Source organism: Myxococcus guangdongensis (genome assembly GCF_024198255.1).
GTDB classification, from domain to species: Bacteria; Myxococcota; Myxococcia; order Myxococcales; family Myxococcaceae; genus Myxococcus; species Myxococcus guangdongensis.
In genome coordinates this window covers 83,308-108,704 of the sequence record NZ_JAJVKW010000016.1, presented here as the reverse complement: position 1 = coordinate 108,704, position 25,397 = coordinate 83,308, and the positions used below count along the sequence as shown (strand labels likewise).

At 70.6% G+C, this 25,397-nt stretch carries 22 protein-coding genes; 7 read left to right on the top strand and 15 right to left on the bottom strand.

The window, feature by feature from the left end; translation table 11 throughout:
* Positions 1–14: 14 nt before the first annotated feature.
* On the top strand, positions 15–500 hold the full coding sequence (locus tag LXT21_RS36855; protein ID WP_254042918.1) for a hypothetical protein: 486 nt from the start codon (positions 15–17) through the stop codon (positions 498–500).
* A gap of 30 nt (positions 501–530) precedes the next feature.
* Here the strand turns inward: LXT21_RS36855 and LXT21_RS36850 are convergent, their stop codons facing one another.
* The 7 genes from LXT21_RS36850 to LXT21_RS36820 form a co-directional block, all read right to left on the bottom strand.
* Positions 531–647: a hypothetical protein gene (locus LXT21_RS36850; protein ID WP_046713536.1), complete on the bottom strand. Its 117-nt coding sequence runs from the start codon at positions 645–647 to the stop codon at positions 531–533.
* 43 nt (positions 648–690) lie between these two features.
* Entirely contained in the window at positions 691–2,070 is a 1,380-nt protein-coding gene (locus LXT21_RS36845) for a DmpA family aminopeptidase (protein WP_254042917.1), read from the bottom strand.
* Between the two features lie 105 nt (positions 2,071–2,175).
* On the bottom strand, positions 2,176–4,416 hold the full coding sequence (locus tag LXT21_RS36840) for a D-alanine--D-alanine ligase family protein (RefSeq protein ID WP_254042916.1): 2,241 nt from the start codon (positions 4,414–4,416) through the stop codon (positions 2,176–2,178).
* Complete coding sequence (locus tag LXT21_RS36835) at positions 4,401–5,042, bottom strand: RDD family protein (protein WP_254042915.1); 642 nt, start codon at positions 5,040–5,042, stop codon at positions 4,401–4,403. Before LXT21_RS36835 ends, LXT21_RS36840 begins: the two co-directional genes overlap by 16 nt.
* Positions 5,039–5,545, bottom strand: coding sequence for a hypothetical protein (locus LXT21_RS36830; protein ID WP_254042914.1), 507 nt, complete (start codon positions 5,543–5,545; stop codon positions 5,039–5,041). Before LXT21_RS36830 ends, LXT21_RS36835 begins: the two co-directional genes overlap by 4 nt.
* A 74-nt stretch (positions 5,546–5,619) precedes the next feature.
* Positions 5,620–6,588, bottom strand: a complete 969-nt coding sequence (hemB, locus tag LXT21_RS36825; protein ID WP_248545661.1) for a porphobilinogen synthase — start codon at positions 6,586–6,588, stop codon at positions 5,620–5,622.
* Between the two features lie 64 nt (positions 6,589–6,652).
* Positions 6,653–6,862, bottom strand: a complete 210-nt coding sequence (locus LXT21_RS36820) for a hypothetical protein (protein WP_141331311.1) — start codon at positions 6,860–6,862, stop codon at positions 6,653–6,655.
* A 249-nt stretch (positions 6,863–7,111) separates the two neighbouring features.
* Here LXT21_RS36820 and LXT21_RS36815 point away from each other — a divergent pair, with 249 nt between their 5' ends.
* The 4 genes from LXT21_RS36815 (at position 7,112) to LXT21_RS36800 (ending at position 13,469) form a co-directional block, all read left to right on the top strand.
* A complete protein-coding gene (locus tag LXT21_RS36815; protein WP_254042913.1) occupies positions 7,112–8,056 on the top strand; it encodes an ABC transporter ATP-binding protein in 945 nt (314 codons plus the stop codon).
* Positions 8,053–8,889 carry a hypothetical protein gene (locus tag LXT21_RS36810; RefSeq protein ID WP_254042912.1) on the top strand — a complete coding sequence of 279 codons (837 nt, stop codon included), beginning with the start codon at positions 8,053–8,055 and terminating at the stop codon, positions 8,887–8,889. The genes LXT21_RS36815 and LXT21_RS36810 overlap by 4 nt, the downstream gene beginning before the upstream one ends.
* 1 nt (position 8,890) lies before the next feature.
* Positions 8,891–10,054: a hypothetical protein gene (locus LXT21_RS36805; RefSeq protein WP_254042911.1), complete on the top strand. Its 1,164-nt coding sequence runs from the start codon at positions 8,891–8,893 to the stop codon at positions 10,052–10,054.
* Positions 10,055–10,202: 148 nt separating this feature from the next.
* The gene (locus LXT21_RS36800; protein ID WP_254042910.1) at positions 10,203–13,469 is read left to right on the top strand and encodes a fused MFS/spermidine synthase; all 3,267 of its coding nucleotides are present in this window, start codon (positions 10,203–10,205) and stop codon (positions 13,467–13,469) included.
* Positions 13,470–13,524: 55 nt separating this feature from the next.
* On the opposite strand, the gene LXT21_RS36795 is transcribed toward LXT21_RS36800, so the two are convergent.
* Positions 13,525–14,670 (bottom strand): DUF1015 family protein, encoded by a 1,146-nt coding sequence (locus tag LXT21_RS36795; RefSeq protein ID WP_254042909.1) that lies wholly within the window; start codon positions 14,668–14,670, stop codon positions 13,525–13,527.
* A gap of 69 nt (positions 14,671–14,739) precedes the next feature.
* Positions 14,740–15,972 carry a hypothetical protein gene (locus tag LXT21_RS36790; RefSeq protein WP_254042908.1) on the bottom strand — a complete coding sequence of 411 codons (1,233 nt, stop codon included), beginning with the start codon at positions 15,970–15,972 and terminating at the stop codon, positions 14,740–14,742.
* 182 nt (positions 15,973–16,154) lie between these two features.
* Here LXT21_RS36790 and LXT21_RS36785 point away from each other — a divergent pair, with 182 nt between their 5' ends.
* Entirely contained in the window at positions 16,155–17,618 is a 1,464-nt protein-coding gene (locus tag LXT21_RS36785; protein ID WP_254043002.1) for a deoxyribodipyrimidine photo-lyase, read from the top strand.
* Positions 17,619–17,725: 107 nt separating this feature from the next.
* Positions 17,726–18,046 (top strand): polyhydroxyalkanoic acid system family protein, encoded by a 321-nt coding sequence (locus LXT21_RS36780; RefSeq protein WP_254042907.1) that lies wholly within the window; start codon positions 17,726–17,728, stop codon positions 18,044–18,046.
* A 27-nt stretch (positions 18,047–18,073) separates the two neighbouring features.
* Here the strand turns inward: LXT21_RS36780 and LXT21_RS36775 are convergent, their stop codons facing one another.
* From LXT21_RS36775 to LXT21_RS36750, 6 genes are read right to left on the bottom strand one after another with little or no spacing between them, the layout of a single operon-like run.
* Entirely contained in the window at positions 18,074–19,864 is a 1,791-nt protein-coding gene (locus tag LXT21_RS36775) for a CheR family methyltransferase (protein WP_254042906.1), read from the bottom strand.
* Positions 19,858–20,862 carry a chemotaxis protein CheB gene (locus tag LXT21_RS36770; RefSeq protein ID WP_254043001.1) on the bottom strand — a complete coding sequence of 335 codons (1,005 nt, stop codon included), beginning with the start codon at positions 20,860–20,862 and terminating at the stop codon, positions 19,858–19,860. Before LXT21_RS36770 ends, LXT21_RS36775 begins: the two co-directional genes overlap by 7 nt.
* Before the next feature lie 34 nt (positions 20,863–20,896).
* Positions 20,897–23,173, bottom strand: a complete 2,277-nt coding sequence (locus LXT21_RS36765) for a hybrid sensor histidine kinase/response regulator (RefSeq protein WP_254042905.1) — start codon at positions 23,171–23,173, stop codon at positions 20,897–20,899.
* Positions 23,174–23,212: 39 nt separating this feature from the next.
* A complete protein-coding gene (locus LXT21_RS36760; protein ID WP_254042904.1) occupies positions 23,213–24,469 on the bottom strand; it encodes a methyl-accepting chemotaxis protein in 1,257 nt (418 codons plus the stop codon).
* Positions 24,470–24,474: 5 nt separating this feature from the next.
* Complete coding sequence (locus LXT21_RS36755) at positions 24,475–24,864, bottom strand: Frizzy aggregation protein FrzB (RefSeq protein ID WP_254042903.1); 390 nt, start codon at positions 24,862–24,864, stop codon at positions 24,475–24,477.
* Complete coding sequence (locus tag LXT21_RS36750) at positions 24,861–25,343, bottom strand: chemotaxis protein CheW (RefSeq protein ID WP_254042902.1); 483 nt, start codon at positions 25,341–25,343, stop codon at positions 24,861–24,863. Before LXT21_RS36750 ends, LXT21_RS36755 begins: the two co-directional genes overlap by 4 nt.
* Positions 25,344–25,397: the final 54 nt, after the last annotated feature.

The following is a 25,397-nucleotide window of genomic DNA, read 5'->3' as shown; positions in this document are numbered from 1 at the left end:
TGAGGACATCACCCATGACTACTGGACGTTTCACGCTGACGGGCCTCGCGATACTGGCCACGGCCCTGGGACTCGGCGCTCCCGGCTGCGGAGACTCCGCCACGCCCTGCACCGACTGTCCGGCGATGGAGGGCCGCTACCGCATGGCCTTCGGCGACGCGGGTGTCCCCGCCGAGTGCCTCAATCTGGGCGTGGACCTGCCGCGCAACAGGCCCCTGGACGTCACCCGCTCGGCGGACCGTCTCATCGGAAACCTGGAGGGCGTGGGACTGTTGGGGAACATCTCCGCCGAGGGCTCCTTCTCCATGGCCGGCACGGGCCCGGGACAGGACGGCGGGAGGATGGACACGCTGAGCCTCGCCGGTCGCTACACGTCCCCCGAGGGGGACGGCGGCACGGCGCGACTCGACGGGACGTTTACGGGGAACTTCTCCCGCTCGGGCGTCGAACCTCCCCAGCGGTGCAGCTTCGTCACTCCGTTCTCGGCGACCCGGGAATAGCGCCACGGGCCGCCAACGGGGCGGACCTGCCTACTTCTTCTTCTCGGCGGCGGCCTTGGCCTCCGCCTTGTTCTTCTTGGCCCGCTTCTTCCAGGCCTGCTTGATCTTCATCTGCACGCGGCGGTGCTTGCTCTTGCTGCGGGCCATCGTTGACTCCTGTGCTCCATGACGGAGACGTGAAAAGAGGCGCTTAACTATCAGAACCTGAAGGGCTCCCGGAAGAGGAACCCTCCGGAGGGGGTCCGGAGGCGGTTTCCGGGGCGGTGGACGCCCCCTCGTCCACCTCGGGAGCGGGGCGCGTCGGGTAGGGAATGCCCTCCGCCCCCCGGACCTGGGTGGGCCGGGCGGCCGACACAGTCACCTCCCCCTCCCGGTCCTCGTCCGTGGGCTTCTCCCGGGAGGCGGGGGCGCTGCTCTGCTGGGGGCGCTTCTTCACCGAGGCGAAGATGGGCTTGAACGCGTCCAGGAAGCGCCGGACCTCGTCCAGGGGGAGCGCCGGGCAGTGGTTGCCGTTGGCGCCCGTCATGGAGGTGGCCATGCACATGGCGTTGAGGATGGCCTCCTCGGTGGCCTCCATCACCGCCTCGTAGAGCGGGTCCAGGCGCTGGTCCAACAGGAGCTTCAGCTTGTAGACCATCTTCTGCGTGCGGCGCGGGATGATGTTCGCGGTGGAGAAGCCCACCACGATTTCGCCCGAGCCGTGCGCCGCGTAGCTGCCCACCCGGCCGATGCCCAGGCCCACGCGCTTGCACAGGCGGTTGATCTGATGGCTCAAGAGCGGCGCGTCGGTGGCGACCACGGCGATGATGGAGCCGTAGGTGGTGCCGCGCTTGGGGGCGCCCTTGAACTTCTCCGCCAGCACCTCGCCCATGGGCAGGCCGCCCACGCGCAGGTTGTGCATCTTCCCGAAGTTGGACATCACCAGCACGCCCAGCGTGTAGCCGCCCAGGACCTCCGGGAGCTTGCGCGAGGACGTGCCGATGCCGCCCTTGAAGTCGCACGTCACCATGCCGGTGCCGCCGCCCACGTTGCCTTCGGCCACCGGGCCGGACGCCGCGTTGCGGATGGCCTCGAAGACGTGCTCCTCGCGCACGTGCCGGCCGGAGATGTCGTTGAGCCACGAGTCGTCGCACTCACCGACGACGGGGATGATGACGTCGTGCTCGTCACCGATGCCCGGGTAGCGCTCCACCAGGTGGCGGGCCACGCCGTCGGACACCGCGCCCACCGCCATGGTGTTGGTGAGCAGGATGGGCGTCTCGATGAGGCCCCACTCCATGAGCTGCGTCATGCCGGAGACCTCGCCCGCGCCGTTGAGCACGAAGCCGCCGCCCGTCATCCGCTCCATGAAGATGTTGCCCATGTTGGGCATGATGGCCGTCACGCCCGTGCGCACCGGGCCGTGCCCCGGCCTCAGCGGGCCGTCGCCCTTGATGAGCGTGCAGTGGCCGACGAGCACGCCCTCCACGTCGGTGATGGCGTTGTACTTGCCGGGCTTGAACCGGCCCAACGGAAGTCCCAGCTCGCGGGCGCGAACCCGCGGTCCCAAATACTCGGGGATGTGCACCATGCCGGCCACACTAGCGGACCATCACCCACCGTCAACCACTCCGAGGGCGTAATATCTTCAGGCGCTCGGAAGGCCCTCCTCGAGAGGGCCCCCCGAGACTGAGCGTCAGGCCTTGGCTTCGATGCGCGGCACGCCATCCGTCGACGCGGGCGCCGTGCTGGAGCCGTTCGTCGGAGCGCTGGTCCCCGCCGTCGGCGCGGTGGCCGGAGCCGACGAGACGACGGGCGCGGCGTGCGGGTGCTCGTCCAACGAGGGGCCCTTGTGCAGCCCCGGCTGCGCGGCGGGATGCGGATGCTCGCTGGCGGCGCGGCGGGCCTCGCGCTCCTTGTAGCGGCGGATGGCGGGAGCCATGATCTCACCGATGAGCGCGCGGTAGTCCATGCCCGCGCCCTGCGCGATGAGCACCAGGTCACTCCACCCAGGCGTGAGGCCGGGCAGCGGGTTGCACTCGATGAAGTAGATGCGCCCCTTGTCGTCCATGCGGAAGTCGATGCGCGCGACGTCGCGGCACCCCAGCGCCATGAACGAGCTGCGCGCCGCCGTGCGCAGCTTCTCCAGCAGCGCGGGCTCCAGCTTGGCGGGCGCGTCGTAGCGGATGCGGTCGGTCCAATCCAGCTTGTGCTGGAAGCTGTACACGGGGTTCTTCTCCCCCTTGTCCAGGAAGACGATCTCCATGGGCGGCAGCACGCGCGGGCGCCGCTCGCCGAGCAGGCCCACGGTGAACTCACGCCCGCCGATGTACTCCTCGATGAGCGCGGGCTGCTGGTACTTGCTCGCGATTTCGCGCACCACCTCGCGCAGCTCCGCCTCGCTGTGGCAGACGCTCTTGGTGACGACGCCCTTGGAGCTGCCCTCCGCCACCGGCTTCACGATGAGCGGGAAGGAGGTGAACTCCTTGTTGAGCCGCTCCTTGCCCGTGGCCATCAGCTGGAAGTTGGGCGTGAGGATGCCCGCCTGACGGACGATCTTCTTCGCCAGCGCCTTGTCCAAGGCAATCGAGAGCGTGGCCGGATCACTTCCCGTGTACGGGATGTCCAGCAGCTCCAGCATGGCCGGCACCTGGCTCTCGCGGTTGCGGCCCTTGAAGCCCTCCGCGATGTTGAAGACGATGTCGAGCGGCGTGCTCGACAGCACCGTGGGCAGCTCCGCGGTGGCCTCCAGGTCGATGACCTCGTGGCCCCAGGACGCAATCGCCTCGCGGATGGCCTGCAGCGTGTTGGGCGAGTCGTACTCGGCCTCGCTGTCCTCCACCGCCTCGCCGTGGGCGCTCGGCTTGACGCGCTTGACGTTGTACGTGAAGCCGACGCGCAAGGGGCCCGTCTTGCGCGCGGGCTTGCCCTGGCGCCGGGAGGAGTCCTTGATCTTGTAGCGCCTGGCCGCGCTCTGGATGATGGAGTTGATGACCCCGTCCAGGTGCAGGCCGTCCAGCTCCGCGGAGGCGTAGATGCCCGCGCCCGGCTCCAGGCTGGGCAGCGCGTTGATCTCCAGGAAGTACGGCACGCCCGCGTCGCTCAGGCGGAAGTCGATGCGGCCCAGGTCGCGGCAGTCGAGCGCCTGGTAGATCTTCTGCGCCATCTTCCGCACGTCCTCGGCGGTGCGCGCGGGAATCCGCGCGGGCGCGAGCACCGAGACGGCGCTCTCCTTCTTCGTCTTCAGCTCGTAGTCGTAGATGGCGTAGCGCCGACCCGCCGTCACCGCCGGGTCCACCACGTACTCCACGGGCGTGAGCACGCCGTCGTAGTCGTTGTCCACCGCGGCCAGGAACGGCACCGTCAAATCGCGGCCCGGGATGTACTCCTCCACCAGCACGCCGGCGGGATACTTCTCCAGCGCGATGGACACCTTCGCGCGCACCTCGTCCAGCGTCTCCGCGATGGAGTCCTGGGTGATGCCCTTGGAGGAGCCTTCGAAGTTCGGCTTCACGATGACGGGGAAGCGCAGGTTCTCCGCCGTCAATTCGCTGAGCTTCTCCACGTACTGCCAGCCCGGCGTGCGGATGCCCTGCTTGGACAACACGAGCTTGGTGAGCTGCTTGTCCAGCGTCACCGCCAGCGCGTACGCGTCCGAGCCCGTGTACGGGAAGCCCAGCTCGTCGAAGAGCGCGGGATAGAACGCCTCGCGGAAGCGGCCGCGTCGTCCCTCGGCGGTGTTGAAGATGAGGTCGGGGCTGTACGCCTCCAGCCGCGCCACGGTGCGCGAGGCGGGACCGCTGACCTCGAAGCGCTCCAGCCGGTGGCCCAGCCGCTCGATGGCCGCGGCCAGCGCGTTGACCGTCTCCTGGGTGTCGAACTCCGCTTCCTCTTCCGAATCAGACAACCTGAGATTGTGGGTCAGCGCGATGCGCACGGTAGCCCCCTTCTCTTCTTGAGCGAGCGACCGCGGCGCATCTTCGCCGCGGACATGAGTCTGCCCGGCGCGCGCTGATGCGCCACCGGGTCGCGGGCTGCAACGGTTGCGCCCGCCACAACCTTCCCGTCCACCACCTGCGTCTGCGCCCAGGTATCGCCGAGCCGCCAGCCGAGCGGATCCCTCACCACGCGCCACGCCTCGATGCCGCCGATGACGACCAGCCCCGCCACCGCGGCCACCGGCCCCAACGGCTCCGGCATCATCCCCAACAGGACGATGAGCGACAGCGGCGCGTTGCGAAGCGTGCTGTCACGGTGGCGCGCCGCCGAGCGCGTGGGCAGGTGCATCACCTTCACGCCGAAGATGCGCTTGCCCACGCTCTGGCCTTGAATCATCCCGTCCGCGAGCAAGAGGAACAGCAGCGCCACGACGGAGCCCGCGCGTCCACACACGACATACAGGCCCCACGCCACCGCCACGTCCACCACGCGCGCGCCCAGGCGCAGCCACAAGGACGCCTTCGGGTACGGAGAGCCTGGCGCGGCGTCCTCCACCACGAGCCTCAGCGCACGGCCACCGCCACGGCTGGCCGCCATCAGGACGCGCTCTCGGGGTGCACTCACTCCTCGGGCTCCAACGTGAGACCCTCCTCGGGGGGCTCCGGCTCGTCCAACCCCGCGAGCCGCGCCAGCCGCTCATGCGCGCTCAAGGGATGGAACGGAGGATGGGAACCCTCGCCCGGCGTCCACGCATTCCCCGCGGACGTCGGACCCGACTCGGACAGGCGCAGGAGCTTCGCCCGCGCCGCGTCCTCGTCCGGCGCCTCCGCCACACCTTCACGGGTGAAGAGGATGAACGCCATGGCTGGCCGCTTGGAGGACTCGCGCATCGCGAACTGCACGCCGTCCAGGTTCCAGCCCTTCGCCGTCCACTCGTTCAGGGTGCGCTCCAGCGCGCCCTCGTCCACCGTGGACAGCTCGACCACTTTGTACTGCAACGAAGCCCCGGTACGAATCACGGGAGCGCGCCGGGTGCTGGAGCGCGGCTTCGACTTCGCCGGACCGCGCCGGCGTGGGGGCGGGGGCTTCTCCGACCTGCGTCTGGGACGCTTCTTCTTGGTGGGCATCGTGCGCCGGCTATTTGGACGCAACGCCCGCGGCGGATCAAGGGCAACCCGCGCGCGGGGCTCGGGGGTGTTGGCTACAGGAGCTTCGCGGCTTCCAGCGCGTGGTAGGTGATGATGAGGTCGGCGCCCGCGCGCTTGATTCCGGTGAGCGTCTCCAGCATCACCCGTTCGTAGTCAATCCAACCATTCTGGCCGGCGGCCTTGAGCATGGCGTACTCGCCGGAGACGTTGTAGGCGGCCAGCGGCAGGTCGAAGCGCTCGCGCACGGCGCGGATGACGTCCAGGTAGGCCAGGGCGGGCTTCACCATCAGCATGTCGGCGCCCTCCTCCACGTCCAGCGCCGCCTCCTTGAGGGCCTCGCGCACGTTGCCCGGGTCCATCTGGTAGCCGCGGCGGTCTCCGGACTTGGGCGTGCTCTGGGCGGCCTCGCGGAAGGGGCCGTAGTAGCCGGAGGCGTACTTCACCGCGTAGGACATGATGGGGACGTCGATGAGGCGCACCTCGTCCAGCGCCTTGCGGATGGCGCCCACGCGGCCGTCCATCATGTCCGAGGGCGCGATGATGTCCGCGCCCGCCTGGGCGCAGGTGACGGCCATCTGCGCGAGCAGCGGCAGCGTGGCGTCGTTGACCACGTGGCCGTCCTCCAGCACCCCGCAGTGGCCGTGGTCCGTGTACTCGCACAGGCACACGTCGGCGATGACCTGGAGGTCGGGCTCGGCCGCCTTGATTTCGCGGATGGCGCGCTGGACGATTCCGTCGCGCGCGTAGCCCTGGGTGCCCTGGCCGTCCTTGTGGTCGGGGATGCCGAAGAGGATGACCGAGGGGACGCCCAGGGACTTCGCCAGGCGGGCCTCGGCCACGGCGTGCTCGAGCGACAGGTTGAAGATGCCCGGCATGGACGCGATGGGACGGCGCACGTCCCGGCCTTCCACGACGAAGAGGGGGTAGATGAAGTTCCCCGGGTCGAGGCGCGTCTCGCGCACCATCTCGCGCAGGACGGGCGAACGACGGAGGCGACGGGGGCGATGGACGGGATGGGCCATGGTGCTCGCCGGTATAAACCGGCGCGCCCACGCCTTCATCGTTTCCGTCCGGGCGCCCGCCCGCTCACCCTGCGACGAGCCTCCAGCTGTGCTGATGGCGCCGGCCTTCCCGGGCGTGACGCTGGGCCCGGGCCTCGGCGAGGTCCGCCTCGTGCAGCGCCCGGGCGTAGCGCACGCGCGCCGCCTCCCCGCCAGACGCCAGCTCCTGCTCGGCGGCCGCCAGCTCCCGACGGGCCTCTTCACGCTGCTGCTCGACGCGTTCCGCGTACGTCATCCACTTCCTCCTGCCTTGGGGTGTGCCGGCGTGGATTGCACGGGACGGACCAGCGAAGGGCCACATCGCAAGGGGGCGAAACGACGAGGTGTCGCGGCGCGGCAGCGACCTCGGGCGTGCGAAACCGATTTCCCAGGGCCGCGAAAACGAGGTCGCGGGGATTCAGAGCGCGCGCACGGCCGCCCGCCCCTCCCCCGGAGGGCCGACACAGGCAATCGCCGCACGGCTGGCTCGTCTACAGTTTCGACCGTGACATCCCAGACGCCCGCCATCGAAGTGACGAACCTGCGCAAGACGTACCAGCGCGCCTTCCGCAGGACGGGGAACATCGCCCTCAGGGGCATGGACCTGTCGGTTCCCCAGGGGAGCGCCTTCGGGCTCATCGGCCCCAACGGCGCGGGGAAGACGACGTTCATCAAGAGCCTGCTCGGCATCGTCCAGCCCACCGAGGGCACCGTGCGCGTCCTGGGTGGCACGCCCGAGGACGCCCGCATCCGCGCGCGCATCGGCTACCTGCCCGAGCGCCTGCACCTGCCCGGCTCGTGGACGCCCACCGCGTTCCTCGCGACGGTGCGCCAGCTCAAGGGCCTGAAGCCGGACGCGCCGGGCCACCTGAAGCTGCTCGAGCGCGTGGGCCTGGCGGACGCCGTGGGACGGAAGATTGGTGGGTACTCCAAGGGAATGCGCCAGCGGTTGGGGCTGGCGGCGGCGCTCGTCGGGGAGCCGGAGCTGCTCATCCTGGACGAGCCCACGGACGGCATCGACCCGATGGGGCGCATGGAGGTGCGGCGCATCCTCCAGGACGAGGTGCGGCGGGGCACGACGCTCTTCCTGAACTCGCACCTGCTGGCGGAGACGGAGCGCGTCTGTGACAGGGTGGCCATCCTCGCGGACGGCCGCGTGGTGCGCGAAGGGCGGTTGGACGAATTGGTGCGCGGCGGCTCGCGGTGGGTGGCGCGCTTCGCGCCGGGCACGAGCGCCGAGGCGCTGGCGCTCGCGGGCTTCACCCCGGCGCGAGCGGACGGCGTGTACCACGTGGAGGCCGAGGACGCGGCGGCGCTCAACGGCGCGTTGGACCGGGCGCGGGCGGCGGGGGCGCTGCTGGTGGAGCTGCGGCGGGACGGGATGGACTTGGAGTCGGTGCTGCTGGGGACCATGGGCGCCGGCGCGGCGCGGGCGGAGGTGGCGGCATGAGGCCGGTGGTGGGAATCGCGGGTTACGTGCTGCGCGAGGCGGTGTCGCGCAAGTTCATCCTCGCCTTCATGGTGGGCATCACCCTGGTGCTGACGGTGGTGGCGCTCAGCCTGCGGCTGGAGGTCATCGACGGGGCGCTGGCGGCGTCGCGGCTGTTCGGTCAGGACATCCGCGCGAACATCCAGTCCGTCGACGTGGCGTTGCGGCCGGTGTACCAGGCGGCGGCGTTCATCGTGTTCTACGGCGGCATCCTGTTCGGCATCGTCGCGTGCTCGGACTTCGCGCCCAGCTTGATGTCACCGGGGCGCATCGAGCACCTGCTCGCGCTGCCCATCCAGCGCTGGCACCTGCTCGCGGGGACGTTCCTGGGGGTGATGACGCTGGCGCTGGGCGGGACGCTGTATGGCACCACGGGGCTGGTGCTCATCTTCGGGGTGAAGGCGGGGTACTGGACGGTGGGGCCGCTCGTCGCGGGGTTGATGGCGTGCGTGGGCTTCGCGGCGGTGTACGCGGTGATGTTGACCACGGCGACGCTGGTGCGCAGCGCGGCGTTGTGCGCGGCGTCGGGCTTCGCCTTCATGGTGGGCGGTATCATCGCGGGCAACCGGCAGCAGATCGCCCGGTTCTTCGAGGAGGGGCTGAGCCGCGACGCGTTCCTGGGCGTGACGCTGCTGCTCCCCCGGCTGTCCGCGCTGGCGGAGGCCGCCGGAGACCTGGCCGCGTCACTGCCCCTGGAGGTGAGCTCGCTCGGGACGCTGCTCCTGGGGGTGTTCGTGTTCGGGATGGCGGCGCTCGTGGTGGGATTCTGGCGGTTCGAGGGAAAGGACTACTGAGATGGAGAGGCGCCAGAAGCGAGGGGCGTGGTTGGTGATGGCGGCGCTGTTGTTCGTGGCCGCGGCGGTATTGATGTTCCTGGGTCAGGGCGACAAGACCGAGACCGAGGAGCCGAAGGTGGAGTTCCCCCGGCGGATGCGCGCGCCGGAGCGGGAGCGGGCGGAGCGACGCAGGACGCAGCCGACGCCCGTCGCGCCGGACGCGGGCGAGCAGGCCGCCACGCCCGCGAAGCCTCGGGATCCGCTGCTCGCGGCGCTGCCGCGGGGCCCGGGCAAGACGGCGGTGGTCATCGAGGCCAACGCGCTGAGGCACTCGCCCATCGGCGCGCTGCTGCTGGACTGCATGATGCGCGACGGTGGCAAGCAGTTGGAACAGTTCCGACAGAAGAGCGGCGTGGATCCGCTCCAGGACCTGGACCGGCTGGTCATCACCGACGAGGGGATGATGCTGTCGGGCAACTTCAGCAACGCGCGCTACCAGGAGCTCCTGGGCGACCGGGTGTCCGCGGACTACGGCCAGGGCGCGCGCGTGTACGAGGCGGGCGAGTCCACCGACACGATGAAGGACGGCACCACCGTCACGCGCCGGGGCGGGCCCTCCATCGGGACGTGGAACAACCAGCTGCTGGTCATGGGCAGGAACCCGGACGAGGTGAAGGCGGCCATCGACCGCGTGGAGGGGCGCGGACCGGACGAGCCTCCCGCCATCTCCGAGAACAGCACGTACGGCGAGATGTACGGGGTGCTGTCGGTGGAGCACATCGCCCGGCTGCTGCCGAAGGAGCAGGCGGCGCTCGCGCAACGGCTGCGTGACGTGGCCCAGAACGTGGAACTGCACCTGGACGCGAGCTCCGACGTGGCGCTGGTGGCGGAGATCCAGGGTCCGAACGCGGACGACGTGACGGACCTGGGCAAGTCCCTGGGCGCCGCGCTGTCACTGGCCCGCATCAAGGCCCAGGCGGGCGAGGACAAGGACCTGGCCCAGCTGCTCGACTTCGCCAAGGTGAAGCCGGACGGCAACTCCTTCACCTTGGAGATGGCCGTCCCCCTGGCCGTCATCCAGGAGCGACTGGCCTTCTGCAAGGAGGAGCGCCGCGCCGCCGAGGCCGCTCCGCCCTCGGAGGGCGAGGCCAAGGCAGGGGTCGAGCAGGCCCCAGCGCCCTGAGCCACGTCCGGACGCCCGGAGGGCGCATGCTCTCCGAGCGGACGGAGGACCGAGCGCCATGGCCAAGGCGCGTGGATCTCTGCGACACTCTCGTGCCGTAAGACCTGTCTCCCCCCTCGAGACAGTCCCCCGACGAGAGAACCGATTGATGATTTCACGTGTGTCGAGGGTCGCCCCGTTGCTGTTCGGCTCGGGGCTCTGCGCCCTTGTCTACCAGACGGTGTGGCTGCGGGAGTTCCGCCTCATCTTCGGCGCCAGCACCGCGGCGTCGGCGGCCGTGCTGGCCATGTTCATGGCGGGTCTGGGCTTGGGCGGCGTGCTCCTCGGTGCGCGCGCGGACCGGAATCCACGCCCGCTGAACTACTACGCCAACCTGGAGCTGCTCATCGCCGTCAGCGCGGGCCTGAGCCCGTTCCTGGTGGAGCTGGCGCGCGCGGCCTACATCGGCGTCGGCGGCACGCCCAGCCTGGGACTGGTGGGTGGAAGCGTGGCGCGGTTGGTGCTCTCCACGCTCGTGCTCGCCGTGCCCACGGTGCTGATGGGAGGCACGCTGCCGGCCGCCGCCCGCGCGGTGCAGTCGGATGAGGACCCCGCGCGTCGACACCTCGCCATCCTCTACGGCGTCAACACGCTGGGCGCCGTCACGGGCGCGACGCTGTCCACCTTCTTCATGCTGGAGGTGTACGGCAACCGCACCACGCTGTGGATCGCCTGTCTCCTCAACGCCGCCGTCGCCATCTGCGCGCGCAGCGTGAGCCGCTCCATGGAGCCCGAGCCCACCGCCGCGAAGCCCCAGGCCTCCACGGAGCCTCAGTCCACGGAGGCCCAGGCCGGGGTGCCCGCGCCGGTGACGGCCTCCGTGCCGGTGGCGCGAGCGACGCCCACGTCCCTGTTCGCGCTGGTGGCGGCCCTGCTCGTCGGCTTCTCGTTCCTGCTGATGGAGCTCGTGTGGTACCGGATGCTGGGTCCCATCCTGGGCGGCACCACCTTCACGTTCGGCCTCATCCTGGCCGTGGCACTGCTCGGCATCGGCCTGGGCGGCGCGGCCTACTCCATCGTCTTCCGGCACCGGCCCGCCACCCTGTCGGGCTTCGCGCTGACGTGCGCCGCGGAGGCCGCGTTCATCGCCCTGCCCTTCGCGCTCGGCGACCGGCTCGCGGTGTTCGCCGCGCTGCTGCGTCCGCTGGGCGGTGTCGGCTTCGGCGGGATGATGTTGGGCTGGGCCCTGGTGGGCGCGGTGGTCATCCTCCCCGCCGCGTTCATCTCCGGCGTGCAGTTCCCGCTGCTGCTCGCGCTCGTGGGCAAGGGCGGCCAGGACGTGGGCAGGCAGGTGGGCCAGGTCTATGCCTGGAACACGGTGGGCTCCATCGTGGGCTCGCTCGCGGGCGGATTCGGCGTGATTCCGCTGCTGACGGCCCCCGTCACCTGGCAGCTCGTCGCCGGCATCCTCGCCGTGCTGGGCCTGGCCTCCGCGGCGCTGTCGCTGAAGCTGGAGCGCCGGGTGCCGGCGCTGTTCGTTCCCAGCGCCATCGCCGTGCTCGCGCTGCTGCTGCTGTCGACCCAGGGCCCCACCGCGGCGTGGCGGCACGGCAGCGTGGGCGCTGGACGCGCCGCGCTCACCAACCCGACGCTCAACCACATCGACGCGTGGGTGCGCAGCAAGTCGCGCGGCGTCGTCTGGGAGAAGGACGGCGTCGAGAGCAGCGTCGCGCTCAACTCCGACAACGGGCTGTCCTTCATCGTCAACGGCAAGTCGGACGGCAACGCCATCGGAGATGCGCCGACGCAGGTGATGAGCGGCTTGCTGGGCGCGCTGTTCCACCAGGAGGCCCGCAACTCGCTCATCATCGGCCTGGGGACCGGCAGCACCGCGGGCTGGATGGGCGCCGTGCCGAGCATGGAGCGCGTGGACGTGGTGGAGATCGAACCCGCCATCCTCGACGTCGCGCGGCGCTGCGAGGTGGTCAACCAGAAGGTGATGGACAACCCCAAGGTCCACACGTTCATCGCCGACGCGCGCGAGGTGCTGCTCACCACGCGACAGCGCTACGACATCATCTTCTCGGAGCCCTCCAACCCCTACCGCGCGGGCATCTCCAGCCTCTTCACGCGCGACTTCTATCAGGCCGTGAAGGAGCGCCTGGCCGAGGGCGGCATCTTCATCCAGTGGCTCCAGGCCTATGAAGTGGACGCGCTCACGGTGCAGAGCGCCTATGCCACGCTCGCCTCGGAGTTCGAGGCCGTGGAGACGTGGCAGGTCCACTCCGGAGACCTGCTGCTCGTCGCGACGCGCAAGCCGCTGGTCCACGACGTCGACAGGATGCGGACCCGCATCGCCGAGGAGCCCTACCGCAGCGCGCTGCGCGCCACCTGGCGCACGGACGAGGTGGAAGGTGTGCTCGCGCGCTTCGTGGCCGGGCCCGCCTTCACCGCCAAGGTGGCGGAGGAGAGCCAGGAGTTCATCAACACGGACGACGTCTCCTTCATGGAGTTCGCCTTCGCGCGCAGCCTGGGACGTGACACCGGCTTCTCCATCCAGACGCTGTGGTCCATGACGAACGTGCTGGGCACGGGCCGTCCGGACATCAAGGGGCAGGTGGATTGGGACCGGGTGGCCATCAACCGCGCCTGGTACACCATCCCGCTGTCACGCGAGGAGGCCAGTCGCGCCATCGTGAAGAGCCAGGTTCCCATCATCGACGCGTTCAACAAGGGGCAGCTTGGCGCCATCCACGCGCATTGGAAGAAGGCGCGATGGGAGCCGGTGGGCCCGCGTGAGCAGTTGGTGCTGGCGCGGGTGCTCGCGAGTGTCGGTGACGAGGAGGCCCTGAAGTATCTCGAACCCCTGCGCGCGACGCTTCCCGTGGAGGCGGACCTGCTCGAAGGCGTGCTGCGGATGCGACAGCGCAAGCTGCCCGAGGCCGCCGCCCTGTTCGAGCGCGGGCTCGTCGCCCTGCGCACGAATCCGTGGCCAGCGCGCGAGGTGACCTCCTCCATCTTCCCGGAGTTGGCCGTCATCGCGCGAGCGGACAAGGCCCTGGGCCGGAAGCTGGTGGACGTGCTGGCCGAGCCGTTCGCGGCGGATTCGCTGACCGTGGCGCGCGAGGAGACCCGCGTCGAGCTCGCGAAGCTCGTGGACTGGATGGGCCTGTGCGTCTCCGTGCTGGAGCCCATCGAGCCCTTCACGGTCTGGGACAGCAAGATGCTGGATGAGCGCCGCCGCTGCTACGAGCACCACGGCCACCCCCTGGCCCTCCGCGCGGAGGCGGACCTGGAGCGACTCATCTCCCAGGCCCCGGCCGTGTTCATGAGCCAGACGATGGAGTCGCCCGTGCAGCAGGCCTCGGACGCCGCGCCCACCCCGGCCGCGCCGGACGCCACCGCCCCGGGTCAGGCCACCGGGACAGCGCCGTAGCGCACAACTCCGTGAGGGCGGCTCACACCGGGCCGCCCTCACACACGCGGGCGGACTAGGCCTCCGTGTCGAGGAACAGCAGGCCCGCCGGAGGCAACGGCTCCACGCGGAGCGTCCTCGGCGGCAGCGTGGCCTGGGCCTCCATCACCGCACGCACCTCCCAGATGGGCGGCGGATTGAGCGCGAACCCCACCTGGAACGTGCCGGACTCCACCCCCTGCACCAGCGTCTCCAACCCCTGCACCGGGAAGACCTGGGGATGTCCCGCGGCCTCGGGCTCGCGGATACCCAGCACCGTCCTCAACACCAGCGCGTTGAGCAGGGCCAGGTCCAGGCTGCGCAGCGTCGGGTTGCGCGGGGCGCCCTTCAGGTGCGCCAGGTCCAACCCCTGCCGGAAGCGGAGGATGCGCCCCCGCCCGCCCGGCAACACCAGCAGCACCGCGTGGTGCCCGGTGATGAGCGTCGCCAGTCGCTCCCTCGCGGCGATGAGCCCTCGCGGTGTGTCGAGCGGTTCATCCAGCTCGTACACCCGCGCGTACGCCGTGACGAGGGTGAGGAAGGTCTCCTCGTTGAACGTCTCCACGCCCTTGAGCGCGCGGTGGATGGGGAGCACCTCCAGGCCCGGGTCCGACAGCGGCACCACCGCGGCCAGCGTGGGCCCGCCCTCGGACAGCGCGCTGAGCGGCCGCATCGGGGCTTCGTCCAGCACCGCCTGGATGCGCTTGGAGACAGGTGAAGGCTCGATGCGGCGCAGCGACAGCCGGTGGCCGTCGTAGTCGCCTTCCCACACCAGGGTGGAGCGCTCGCTCGCCTCGGCCAGCAGCCCCCGGAAGACACCATGGTCGTCCGCGGTGAGCGTGACGGCGGGCTCGGCCTCCCAGGCGCGAGGCCGGTACGGGTCATCCTCCAGCGGGGTGCCCGCGTCCTGACGCAGCGAGCACAGCAGGTAGCGGACCGGGGGGCCGCCCAGCTTGCCCGCCGGGCTGTGGACCTCCACCACGTAGAGCGCGGGCCGGGCGTCGCGCAGCAACGTGCCCGACTCCCGCTGGCGTCGCAGCTCCGCCGAGGGGTTGGCGGCCTCCAACAGGGGCCGGACGTGGGAGGGTTGGGGCACCGCGTTGCTGCGCGGCACGTAGCCGCTGGACTCGAGGGTCCGAGCCAGCGGGGTCAGCAGGGCCGTGAAGGGATGGACGCGCGCCATGTCGCGAGAAAAGGTGGTGCCTGCCTCTCCTCGGTGCCACGACGCATGCTCGCCCGCCCTCCGGGCCGTCTACCACCAGACGTTGCGGTAGGGCCGGTCCTTGGCGGACTTCAGCGCGGAGCGGTCCACGCTCTCCTCCCACAGCAGGCTCACCGTGGTGATGGCGCCCGCGGAGCCGAGGAAGGACAGCACGTACGGCGTGGACTGGTCGAAGCCGCCCAGCACCAGACCGGAGATGAGCAGCACCGCCGCGCCCACGCCCCCGCCGAACAGGTCCGCGCGGAGAATCTGCGACGGCGTCGGGTTGTAGCGCATGGTGGCCAGCGCCAGCGCGCCCGCCCCGATGCCCGGCGCGAGCAGCAGCGCGTCCCGCCACGTCTTCGACGAGATGTCCGTTCCGGAGAAGTGGATGACGGCCAGCAGCAACGCCGCGTAGGCCGCGCCCCACCCCGCGCCGGAGGAGATCAACAGGCCGTCGTTCAGCGGGAGCTGCCCACCGCCGAGCCCCGCCGTCAGCCACGCGCCCAGCTCCGCGCCCAGGAACGCGGACCAGGTGAGCACGCCCGCGTCTTGAGTGAACAGGTCCATGAAGCCGGCCATGAACGCGCCGCCCACCCCCGAGTTGATGATGGTGAAGGACGACATGGGTTTGTCCACCCAGTTGTTGAATTGCCACCAGGAGGAGGCGCCGAAGCCCAGGCCCGCGCCAATCAACGTGCCGGCCAGCATCGCCTCGCGCGAGCTCTGGTCGAAGCTGAAGTCGTTGGCGAACGCCTGCGTGAAGAAGCCGCCCATCGCGCCCAGCGCGGTGTGGTGCGCGATGAACCGGAAGCTGCCCGGCCCCGACAGGAAGGGCCCCAGGCGCTGACGTCCATCCAGGATGGCGCCGCTGTCCACATACGGAGGCGGCGTGGCCGAGGCCGACGGCGTCAGCGAAGCGGGCGTACCGTCCTGCGTCAGCGGCGACTGCCCCCGGCGTGGGTCCGGCTCCTCCGCGCGGGGCACGTCGGACGTTTGTGGAGGGTTGTCCACCCGAGGCATCGCCGCCGGGTCCGGAGAGGCCGGCACGGTGTTCGACGGCGGCGGCTGGGCCATCCGAGGATCGACGTACGGGTCCGCGGGCGGCAGCGGCGACGGCTCCGGCGGCGTCGAGGGCGCGGTGTCCTGCGGAGGATACGAGGGCTGCGCCGGAGCCGGCTCCGACGGATACGACGAACCCACCTGGGCGCGCGCGCCTTCGGGCGACCCGAGCAGGAGCGTGAAGACGGAGCAGAGACAGAGCCAGTTTCTCAGAGGTGACACGCAAGGACTCCTTGGGTCCAAACGACACAAGACCACAACCCAGGCCCGGGTGGTGTTTTTTGCGCGCACCTGGGCAGGTGGAGGTGTGCCTTCCTGGCTCGAAGCGTCACGGGCACGGCATTCGTGCACGGATGCTTCAATTCCCTCGCGACCCGGCGCGAGCTCGGGCATCCGTGCGCATCATGCCCAACGGGTTCTCGTGGTCCGAGCTCGATGTCGACTCCGCTCGTGTGGTCGTCATCAAGGATGTCCCCCTGCCCTCCGCACGTCGGGACTTCGTCCTGTATTGGTGCATGGTCAACCATCGCGCCGAGGAGAACCACGCGCTCGATGCGGCCATCGCCCTGGGCAATCAGCTGGGGCTGCCCGTCGTCGTGTATCAAGCGCTGCGTCCGGACTATCCCCATGCGTCGGACCGGCTCCATGCGTGGGCGCTGGAAGGCATGGCGGATCTCGCGTCGGCCTTCGCGTCGCGCGGCCTGCCCTACTGGCTGGAGCTGCCGCACACGACGAAGCAGCATCGTCCCCGCCTGGCGGAGCTGGGCAAGCGCGCGGCGGCGGTGGTGTCCGACTTCTTCCCCACGTACATCATCCCCGGCCACCTGCGAGGCGCGGCCCGCGCATTGGACGTGCCGTTGTTCGCGGTGGATGCCTCGTGCGTGGTGCCCATGCAGCGCATCGCCACGGCGCAGGCCGGCGCCTACACGCTGCGCCCCAAGCTCCAGAAGCTGTGGCCCGAATACCTTGGACGAACGTTGCGCTCACGTCCGGTGAAGGCCGCGGCCGCGGGACGGGCCCTGGAGCCGGACTTCGAGCTGGCCGACGCGAAGCAGGCCCGGCAGGAGCTGTCCGCCTTCCACATCGACCACAAGGTGGCGGCGCTCGAGGAGCGCGGTGGACGCAAGGCGGCGCTCAAGACGCTGGAGGCCTTCCTCCACGGCAAGCTCGAGGGCTACGACACCGAGCGCAATGATCCAGGCCGCGCGCACCAGTCCGGCCTGTCCCCCTTCTTCCACTGGGGAAACCTCTTCGCGGGCGAGGCGGCCCGGGCGGCCATCCGCGCGCGCGGCACGGACCACCCCGCGGTGAGGAGCTTCCTCGAGGAGCTGCTGGTGCGGCGCGAGCTGGGCTTCAACTTCTGCTTCCACACGCCCGAGGACAGGCAGCTCTCGGTGCAGTCCCTGCCCGGCTGGGCGCGCGAGACGCTGTCCACGCACCAGAAGGATGCGCGCGAGCACCTGTACTCGCTGGAGCAGTTGGAGCACGCGCGCACGGCGGACGGCCTGTGGAACGCGGCGCAGCGCGAGCTGCTGGAGCGCGGCCGCATCCACAACTACCTGCGCATGCTCTGGGGCAAGAAGATCCTCGAGTGGAGCGCCACGCCCGACGAGGGCCTCAAGCGCATCGCGCACCTCAACGACAAGTACGCGGTGGACGGGAGAGATCCCGCGAGCGTGGCCAACTTCATGTGGGTCCTGGGGCTGCACGACAGGCCGTTCCAGGAGCGCAAGGTGCTGGGCAAGGTGCGCCCGATGAGCTCGCCGCGCACCGCGGAGAAGTTCAACCTGGCGCCCTACATGACGCGCTGGGGGCGGCCCGGGGATCCGCCGGTGAAGCTCAAGCGCTCGCGCCGCGTCGCGGAGTGATGCGCCGGGACGTTGACATTCGTGCGTCCGCGGACGACTCGGCGGTTCCCTTCTCGGCCCGGCGTCGATAAACGAATGGCCAGGACACTGAAATCAGGAGTCGTGCCATGGGAACGCTGAAGTTCGATATCCCCCACTCCCTGCCGAAGGACCAGGTGAAGCAGCGCGTCGAGGAGCTCCTCCGGTACTGGGGTGGCAAGTACGGGGTGAAGGCCGACTGGCAGGGCGAGGGCGCCAAGATTGTCGGCAAGGTGATGGGCATCCAGTTGGACGCCTCGTTCGTCATCACCGACAAGGCCGTCGAGGGCGAGGGCACGGACCCGGGCATGCTCCTGCGCGGGCAGGCCAAGTCCTACCTCCAGAAGAAGTTCGGCGCCGTGCTGGACCCCAGCAAGTCGCTGGACCAGGTGAAGACCTCGCTGGACTGAGGACCCAGGCCCCAGCCTCCGCGCCGCTCAGTGCGGAGGCTGCTCCTCCAGCGCGGCGAGCGCATAGCGCGCCGCGCGGGAGATGGCCTCGGCCGAGTCCAGCATCTCCGGGTAGTGCCCCGCCAGCGTGCGCTGGGGGAAGCGCAGCTGCGCAATCGCGTTGCGGTAGCTGCGACGGGCCGCCTCCGCGTCCTGGCTGCGCTCCTGCACCTGCGCCAGCAGGTAGTGGCCGATGGCGAGCGTGGGCTCCAGGAAGAGCGCCTTGCCCAGCTCCGAGCGCGCCTCCCTCAGCTCCCCGGCCTGCAGCGCGGCCACGCCACCGAACACGCGCGCCTCCACGCACAGCGGCTCGCGCTGGATGGCCTGGGCGAACGCCTCGCGCGCCTCGGTGATGCGGCCGGTGAGCGAGTAGAGGTTGCCCAACGTCAGCAGCGCGTCCAGATCACTCGGCTCGTCCACCAGCAGGCGCTGCACGCCCTGGATGGCGGCGGGGAAATCCCCCTGCGTCATCTTCCGCACCGCCATGGCCAGCCGCTCCGCCGGAGGCAGCAGCTTGGGCCACGCGGTGGCCGCGGGAATCTCACCGGTGACGGTGCGCGCGGGCGCGGACACCGCCGGCAGCTCCACGGTGGGCCGCGTGCGGACGGCGTCCGCGAGGCTCACGGCGGGCAGCTCCACGGTGACGCGGGGACGGCCCAGGTCATGGGTCTTCGTCGTCGCGGGAGGCTGCGCACCGGACGCTTGAGCCGGGGTGGACGCGGCGGGCAGCGGGCGCACCGCGGGGAACGCACTGGAGAGCGCGCCGGCCCCACGGGTGGCCGCGCTGTCCGCGGTGCTCGCGCGAGGGCGGGCCCCCTGGGCCAGCTCCACCGCGGGGCGCGCGTAGACGGCCGGGGAGAACGGCTCGGGCTCCGACGCGCGAGCCTGCTGCTCGGAAGAAGCGCCAGGATACGGGTGGATGCGCAGCGGAGGCGGACGGTAGCCCTTGTCGCTGGGCGGACGCCGGTACACGAAGGCGCCGTCAACCTCGATCATCTCGAAGCGGTCATAGACCTTGAAGAGGCTCTCCGAGTACCCGAGGAACAAGAGCCCCCCGGGCCTGAGCGCGCTCAGGAAGCGGTCCATCAGCCCGCGGATGGTGGGCAGGTCGAAGTAGATGATGACGTTGCGGCAGAGGATGAGGTCCAGCGAGTTCAGCGCGACCTTGTCGAAGACGGGGACCGCCAGGTTCTGTCCGTCGAAGCGGATGTACTCACGCAGCGCGGGCAGGGCCTCGTGGCCATCCTCGACGGGCCGGAAGAAGCGGGCCAGCCGCTCCTGCTGGATGCTGATGCTCCGACGCGTGGAGAAGCGCCCCTGACGCGCGGCCTCCACCGCGGCCAGGTTCAGGTCCGTGGCCCACAGGTCCACCTCCACGGACAGCGCGCCCAGCTCCGCCAGCACCATGGCCATGCTGTAGGGCTCTTCACCCGTGGCGCAGCCGGCGGACCAGATGGACACCTTGCGCATCTCCCGACGCGCGCGGGCGAGCAGGTCCGGCAGCACGCTCTTCTCCAGCGCGCGGAACTGCTTGGCGTCGCGGAAGAACTCCGTGTGCCCCACCGTCACCAGGGGCAGCAGCGAGCGCAGCTCCTCCTCGCCCCCCACGCCCGTCAGGCGCTGGAGGTAGCGCTCCGGCTCCTCGATGCCGAGCACGGGCATGCGGGTGGACAGCGCCAGCCGCAAGCTGTGGAACCCGTCCGGGGTGATCTTCAGCCCCACGCGCTCCAGGAGGAGCGCCGCGAGCTGCTGAAGCACTTTGTTGCTCACGTTCAGCACGCTTCCACCCACTGCACCAACGTGGGGCCGATGCGCTCCAGCGGCAGCACTTCCTGCGCCGCCCCGAGCAACACCGCCTCGCGAGGCATGCCCCACACCGTGGACGTGCCCTCGTCCTGGGCGATGGTCCGCCCTCCCCTGTCCCTGATCTCCTTCATCCCCCGAGCCCCGTCCCGCCCCATTCCCGTCAGGATGACTCCGACGCAGCGCGAGCCGAAGGACTCCCCGGCCGAAGTGAGCAACATGTCACACGAGGGCCGGAATCCGCGGAGCGCGGGCCCCGAGTCCAACTCCAACCTGCCCTCCGGTCGCACCAACAGGTGACTGCCCGACGGGGCGATGTACACCGTCCCGGGCACCATCACCATGCCGTGCTCCGCCTCCGTCACACCCAGCGCCGTCTCCATCGTCAGCCAATGCGCGAGGCCCTCCGTGAAGCCCTCGCTGATGTGCTGGCAGTAGGCGATGGGCGCGGGAAAGTCTCGTGGAATCTTCCGCAGTACCTGTGCGACCGCCTTGGGCCCCCCCAGGGAGGCCGCAATCGCCACCAGGGGATAGGGCGGCGCGGGCAGTTCCTCCTTGGGCAGCTTCGCCGAGGGGCGCGTCTGGGTCTGCCGGACGGCCTTCACCTGGGCCAGCATCACCAGCTTGCGCGACACGTGGGCCCAGAACTCCGGGCCGGGATTCGCCGGGCGCTCCATGACGTCCAGCGCGCCCAGGGCCATGGCCTGGAAGGCCTCTTGTCCGGTGAGGGCCCCGGGGTGGAGCGCCAGCACGGGCACGGGCCGCCCCGCCATCACCTGCTCGATGGCCTCCAGCGCATCCAGGCCGGTGAGGTCCACCAGCGCCACATCCGGGAAGTGGCGCTGCACGGCGACGAGCGCGCCGGGGAAGTCGACCTCGGCGGGCCCCACCGGCACGAGCGACTCGCCGTCGAACAGGCCCCGGGCCGCGAGCGCGCGCAGCCCCTTGCCCACCATGAGCACCCTGAACGCCATCACCGCCGCGACCGGTCCGCCCAAACGTCGCTCCTCAGGTCAGCCGATCGATGGCCTGCGCGAGCACTTCCACGCCCAGCTCTCCCTTGACGAGGTACGCATCCGCGCCCGCGTCCAGGCCGCGCCGCTTGTCCTCGGGCGAGGCGAGCGACGACAGGATGATGACGGGGATGCGTGCCACGGCGGGAGTCGACTTCAGCCTGCGCGCGAGCGAGAAGCCGTCCATCTTCGGCATCTGCACGTCGGTGAGGATGAGGTCGTAGGTGTTGTTCTGCACCTTGCCGTAGGCCTCCTCGCCGTCCTGCGCCTCCTCCACCATGTGCCCCAGCGCCTTGACGAGCGCGCCCTCGGTGGCGCGGGCGATGGGCGAGTCGTCCACCAGCAAGACCCGGAGCCGCTTGGCGGCCGGAGCCTGGGTGACGGGCCGCGCCATGCGGCGCACCTCCGTCATGATGTCCGGGACGTGCAGCAGCACGGCGATGCGGCCGTCCTCCAGCGCGGCGGTGCCCGCGATGAAGGGCGCGCCCTTGAGGAACTCGCCGCCGCACGGCTTCACCGCCACCTCGCGCTCGTCCACGAAGCCGTCGACGACGAGCGCCGCGTGGTCCTCGCCGTGACGGACGACGACGGCCGGAGGCTTGTCGAAGCGGTTGCCGCCATTGAGGCCGAGCAGCGGCCCCAGCGCGACGAGCGCCGTGGGCTTGCCGCGGTGACGCACGGCGAGGGTGCCGAAGATCTCGAGCCGGTCATCCGGCTTGACGCGCATCACGGCCTCGACGTCCGCGGCGGGCATGCCGTAGACGTCGTCGCCCAGACGCACCAGCAGCACCTTCATCAACGCGAGCGACTGGGGCAGCCGCAGGGTGATGGTGGTGCCGCGGCCGATGCGGCTGTTGACGCCGACGGAGCCGCCGAGCGTCTCCACCTTGCGCTTCACCACGTCCATGCCCACGCCGCGGCCGGACAGCTCGCTGACCTGCTCGCGGGTGGAGAAGCCGGGACGGAAGATGAGCTCGATGGCCTCGCGCTCCGACAGCGAGGCGGCCTGCACCGCGGTGATGAGGCGCTTGTTGATGGCCACCTGGCGCAGGCGCTCCGGGTCGATGCCGCGCCCGTCGTCCTCCACCTCGATGTGCAGCATGTCGCCGTCCACGCGCACGCGGATGCGGATGCGGCCCGTCTGCGGCTTGCCCAGCGCCTGGCGCGTGTCCGGGGACTCCAGGCCGTGGTCCACCGAGTTGCGCAGCAGGTGCACCAGCGCGTCGCGCACGTCGCCCAGCATGGACCGGTCCACGCCGATGTCGGCGTTCTCGATGAGCAGGTCCACTTCCTTCGTCTGCGTGCGCGCCATGTCGCGCACCGCGCGCGGGAAGGCGTCGAACACCGTGGACAGCGGCACCAGCCGGGCCTCGGCCACGTGGTCCGCCATCTTCGACAGGTTGCCGTGCAGCGTGTTGATGCCGTCGTCGTTGCGCCGCACGAAGCGGAACGCATCGTCGCGCAGCATGTGCAAGTCGCTCTCGACCCGGTCCAGCTGCGCGCGCACCTCCACCGGGATCTCCAGCGCCTCCGCCAGGCGCAGGAACCGGTCGCCCATGCGGCTGAAGCGCTCGAACAGCTCCTCCGTCTCGGAGCTGCGCAGCCGCCCTCGGGCGCTCTCCACCAGCAGGTCGCCGGCGAGCAGGCCCAACGAGTCCAGCACCTCCACGTTGACGCGGATGGAGCGGTCGGCGATGGCCGACTTGGCGGCGCTCGGAGCCTCGTCCTCCGCGCGGCCCGACGCGGGCGCATGGGCCACGGGCGCGGCGGCGACGGGCGCCTCCACCACCGGAGCCCGGACCACGGGCGCCTGCACCGGAGCGGCCACCACGGGGGCGGGCGCCGGAGCGGGCGGTGCGGGCTTGGCGCCAGGGATGGCGGGCGCGGCCTGACCGGAGACCTCGGCCAGCGCGCGCACCATGTCCTCACTGGCGGCCGTGCCGGTGTTGGCGCCGGACAGGTCCTCGATGAGGTCCGACAGGACGTCGCAGGCACGGAGCATGACGTCCGTGGCGATCTCCGTGGCCGTACGCCCCTCGCGCTCGGCGCGCAGGACGTCCTCCGCCGCGTGGGCGAGCTGACCGATGGCGGCGAGCCCCAGCATGCGGGCCTCTCCCTTCATCGTGTGCAGCTCGCGCGCGACGTCGTCCGCGGCCTGATCCGCGGTTTCCTTCTCCAGGTCCAACACGCCCAGCTGAATCTTCTGCAGGCGGTCGGCCGTGACCTCCTGGAACTTCTTCAGGAGGGATTTCTTGAGAGCCTCGGTGTCCATGGGCGGTGAGTGCTGCGCACCCTCCCCTTCCCGGAAGAGCTAGTCGGCCTTGAAGCGCTTGATGAGCTCCGCGAGACGCGCGGCCAGCTGCGTGAGTTCCGCGGCCGCGCCCGTCGCCTGCTTCGAAGCCTGCGTCGTCTGACGCGTCACGTCCTCGATCTCCGCCATGGACGCCACCACCTGCTCGGTGGCCGTGCGCTGCTGCTGCGTGGCGAGGTTGATGACGCGAGCGGCGTCGCTCGTCTCCTGCACGCCGGCGAGGATGCCCTCGACGGCCTGCGCGGCGACGGCGCCCAGCTTCTCGCCGGACTCGGTGGCGGACTTGGACGCCTCGGCGGCGCCCGCGGCCGCGGCGGTGGCCTCGCGGATCTCCGTGATGAGGTTCTTGATCTCCTTGGTGGAGTCCAGGACGTTCTCCGCCAGCCGGCGCATCTCCGCCGCGACGATGGAGAAGCCCTTGCCCGCCTCACCGGCGCGGCTGCCCTCGAGCGCCGCGTTCAGCGCGAGCAGGTCCGAGCGGTCGGCGATCTCGTCGATGACCTCCACCACGGTGCCGATGCGCTCCACGCGCTTGGACAGCTTGGCGATGGAGTCCGCCACCGCGACGCCGTCGCTGCGGATCTGCTGCATGGCCTGGATGAACTCACCGATGGCGCCACGACCCGCGCGCGCCGCGCCCAGCGTCTCCTCCGCCACGCGCGCCACGCTGCCCGCGTTCTCGGCGATCTGCGCGGAGGCGTGCTTGAGCTCCTCCATGGTCGCCGTCGTCTCGTGGATGGCGGCGGCCTGCTCCGTGGAGGACGTCTCGTGCTGCGTGGACGCCGCGAGCACCTGGTTGGCGGACGAGGACAGCCTCAGCGCCGCCTCGTTGATCTCCCGCACGAAGGTGCGCAGCGTCTCGATGACCTTGCCGAAGCCCTCGAGCAGCGGCCCCAGCTGGGGGTCCTCGGTGGTGGTGTTCCACCGCGACAGGTCACCCTCGCGCACCAGGCTGATGAGCGCGTCCAGGGCCTGGTCGATCTCCTGCGCCGCCACGTGCTTGCGGTGCTCGGAGCTGGCGAAGTTGTCCAGCACCTGGTTGAGCAGGTGGGCCAGCTCCTCGCCGCCGGCGCCCACCAGCTCCTTGGGGACGCGGGCCTGGAGGTTTCCGGCGAGCACCGTCAGCAGCGTGTCGGTGAAGGCCTTGTGGGGGATGGGGGCCGCGGGCGCGGCGGCACCGGCCGCCTTGGAGGCAGGGGCCTTCCGGGCGGAACGGGCCTTGGACGTGGGCTTCTCGTTGGGGGTGTCCAGGGACATTGCGGTCAGTGCCTTCCTTGAGTTCCTCGGGTCCTGGCGGTCTCCACCAGGTCAATCAGCAACACGGTGCGGGCTTCTTCCAGGCACACACCGACGGCATAAGCGGCCGCGCCCGCCGTGGGGGGCATGCGGCGAAGTTGGGTCACGGGGATGGGGCGCACGCCCCGGACGGTGTCCACCTTCAGGTGGCCCTCGCCCTCCGGCGTGTCGAACACCAGCGCGCGGTTGCCGCGGTGCAGCTGGCCCAGCTCCGGCAGGGTGATGTCCTCCGGCAACGAGCGATCGATCCGCAGCACCTGCGACGCGTCGGTGCCGAACACGCCGGCGCCCACCTCGAAGAAGAGGATGTCCACCTCCTCCGTCTTCTCCTCCACGTCGAGCGACTCGTCGTTCATCGAGCCACCGCCCGCTGCCGCGCCGTCTGCAGCAGCTTGGAGAAGTTGAGCAGGTTGATGCTGTCCTGCGGCGTGGCGCCCGGCACCACGCCCATCAGGTGCTCGGCCGCCGCGTCACCGCCCAGCGGCGGTGGGAGGATGTCCGCCACGGGGAAGCGGCGCAGGCCCAGCACCGTGTCGGCGACGACCCCGGCGACGATGCTGCCGGTGATGCCGATGAACAGGCGCGTGCGGGGACCGATGCGCGCCTCGCCCTTCGACAGGAAGCGCAACAGGTCCACCACGGGCAGCACCTCGCCGCGGTGGCCGGTCACGCCCATGATGAAGGAGGGCGTCCTCGGCAGGGGGGTGAGCAGGCCGGCGCGGAACACCTCGAGGACGTTCTCGCTGGGCACGCCGAGCCGAAGGTCTCCCACCCGGAAGCAGAAGAACTCCTGCTCCGGTCGGGCTTGGACGGCCACGGCGCGGTCCGGAGCCATCCGGAGTGCTCGCTGGAGGGGAGTCGAGGTCGTGGTCAAGGCGTCCGAGTATCC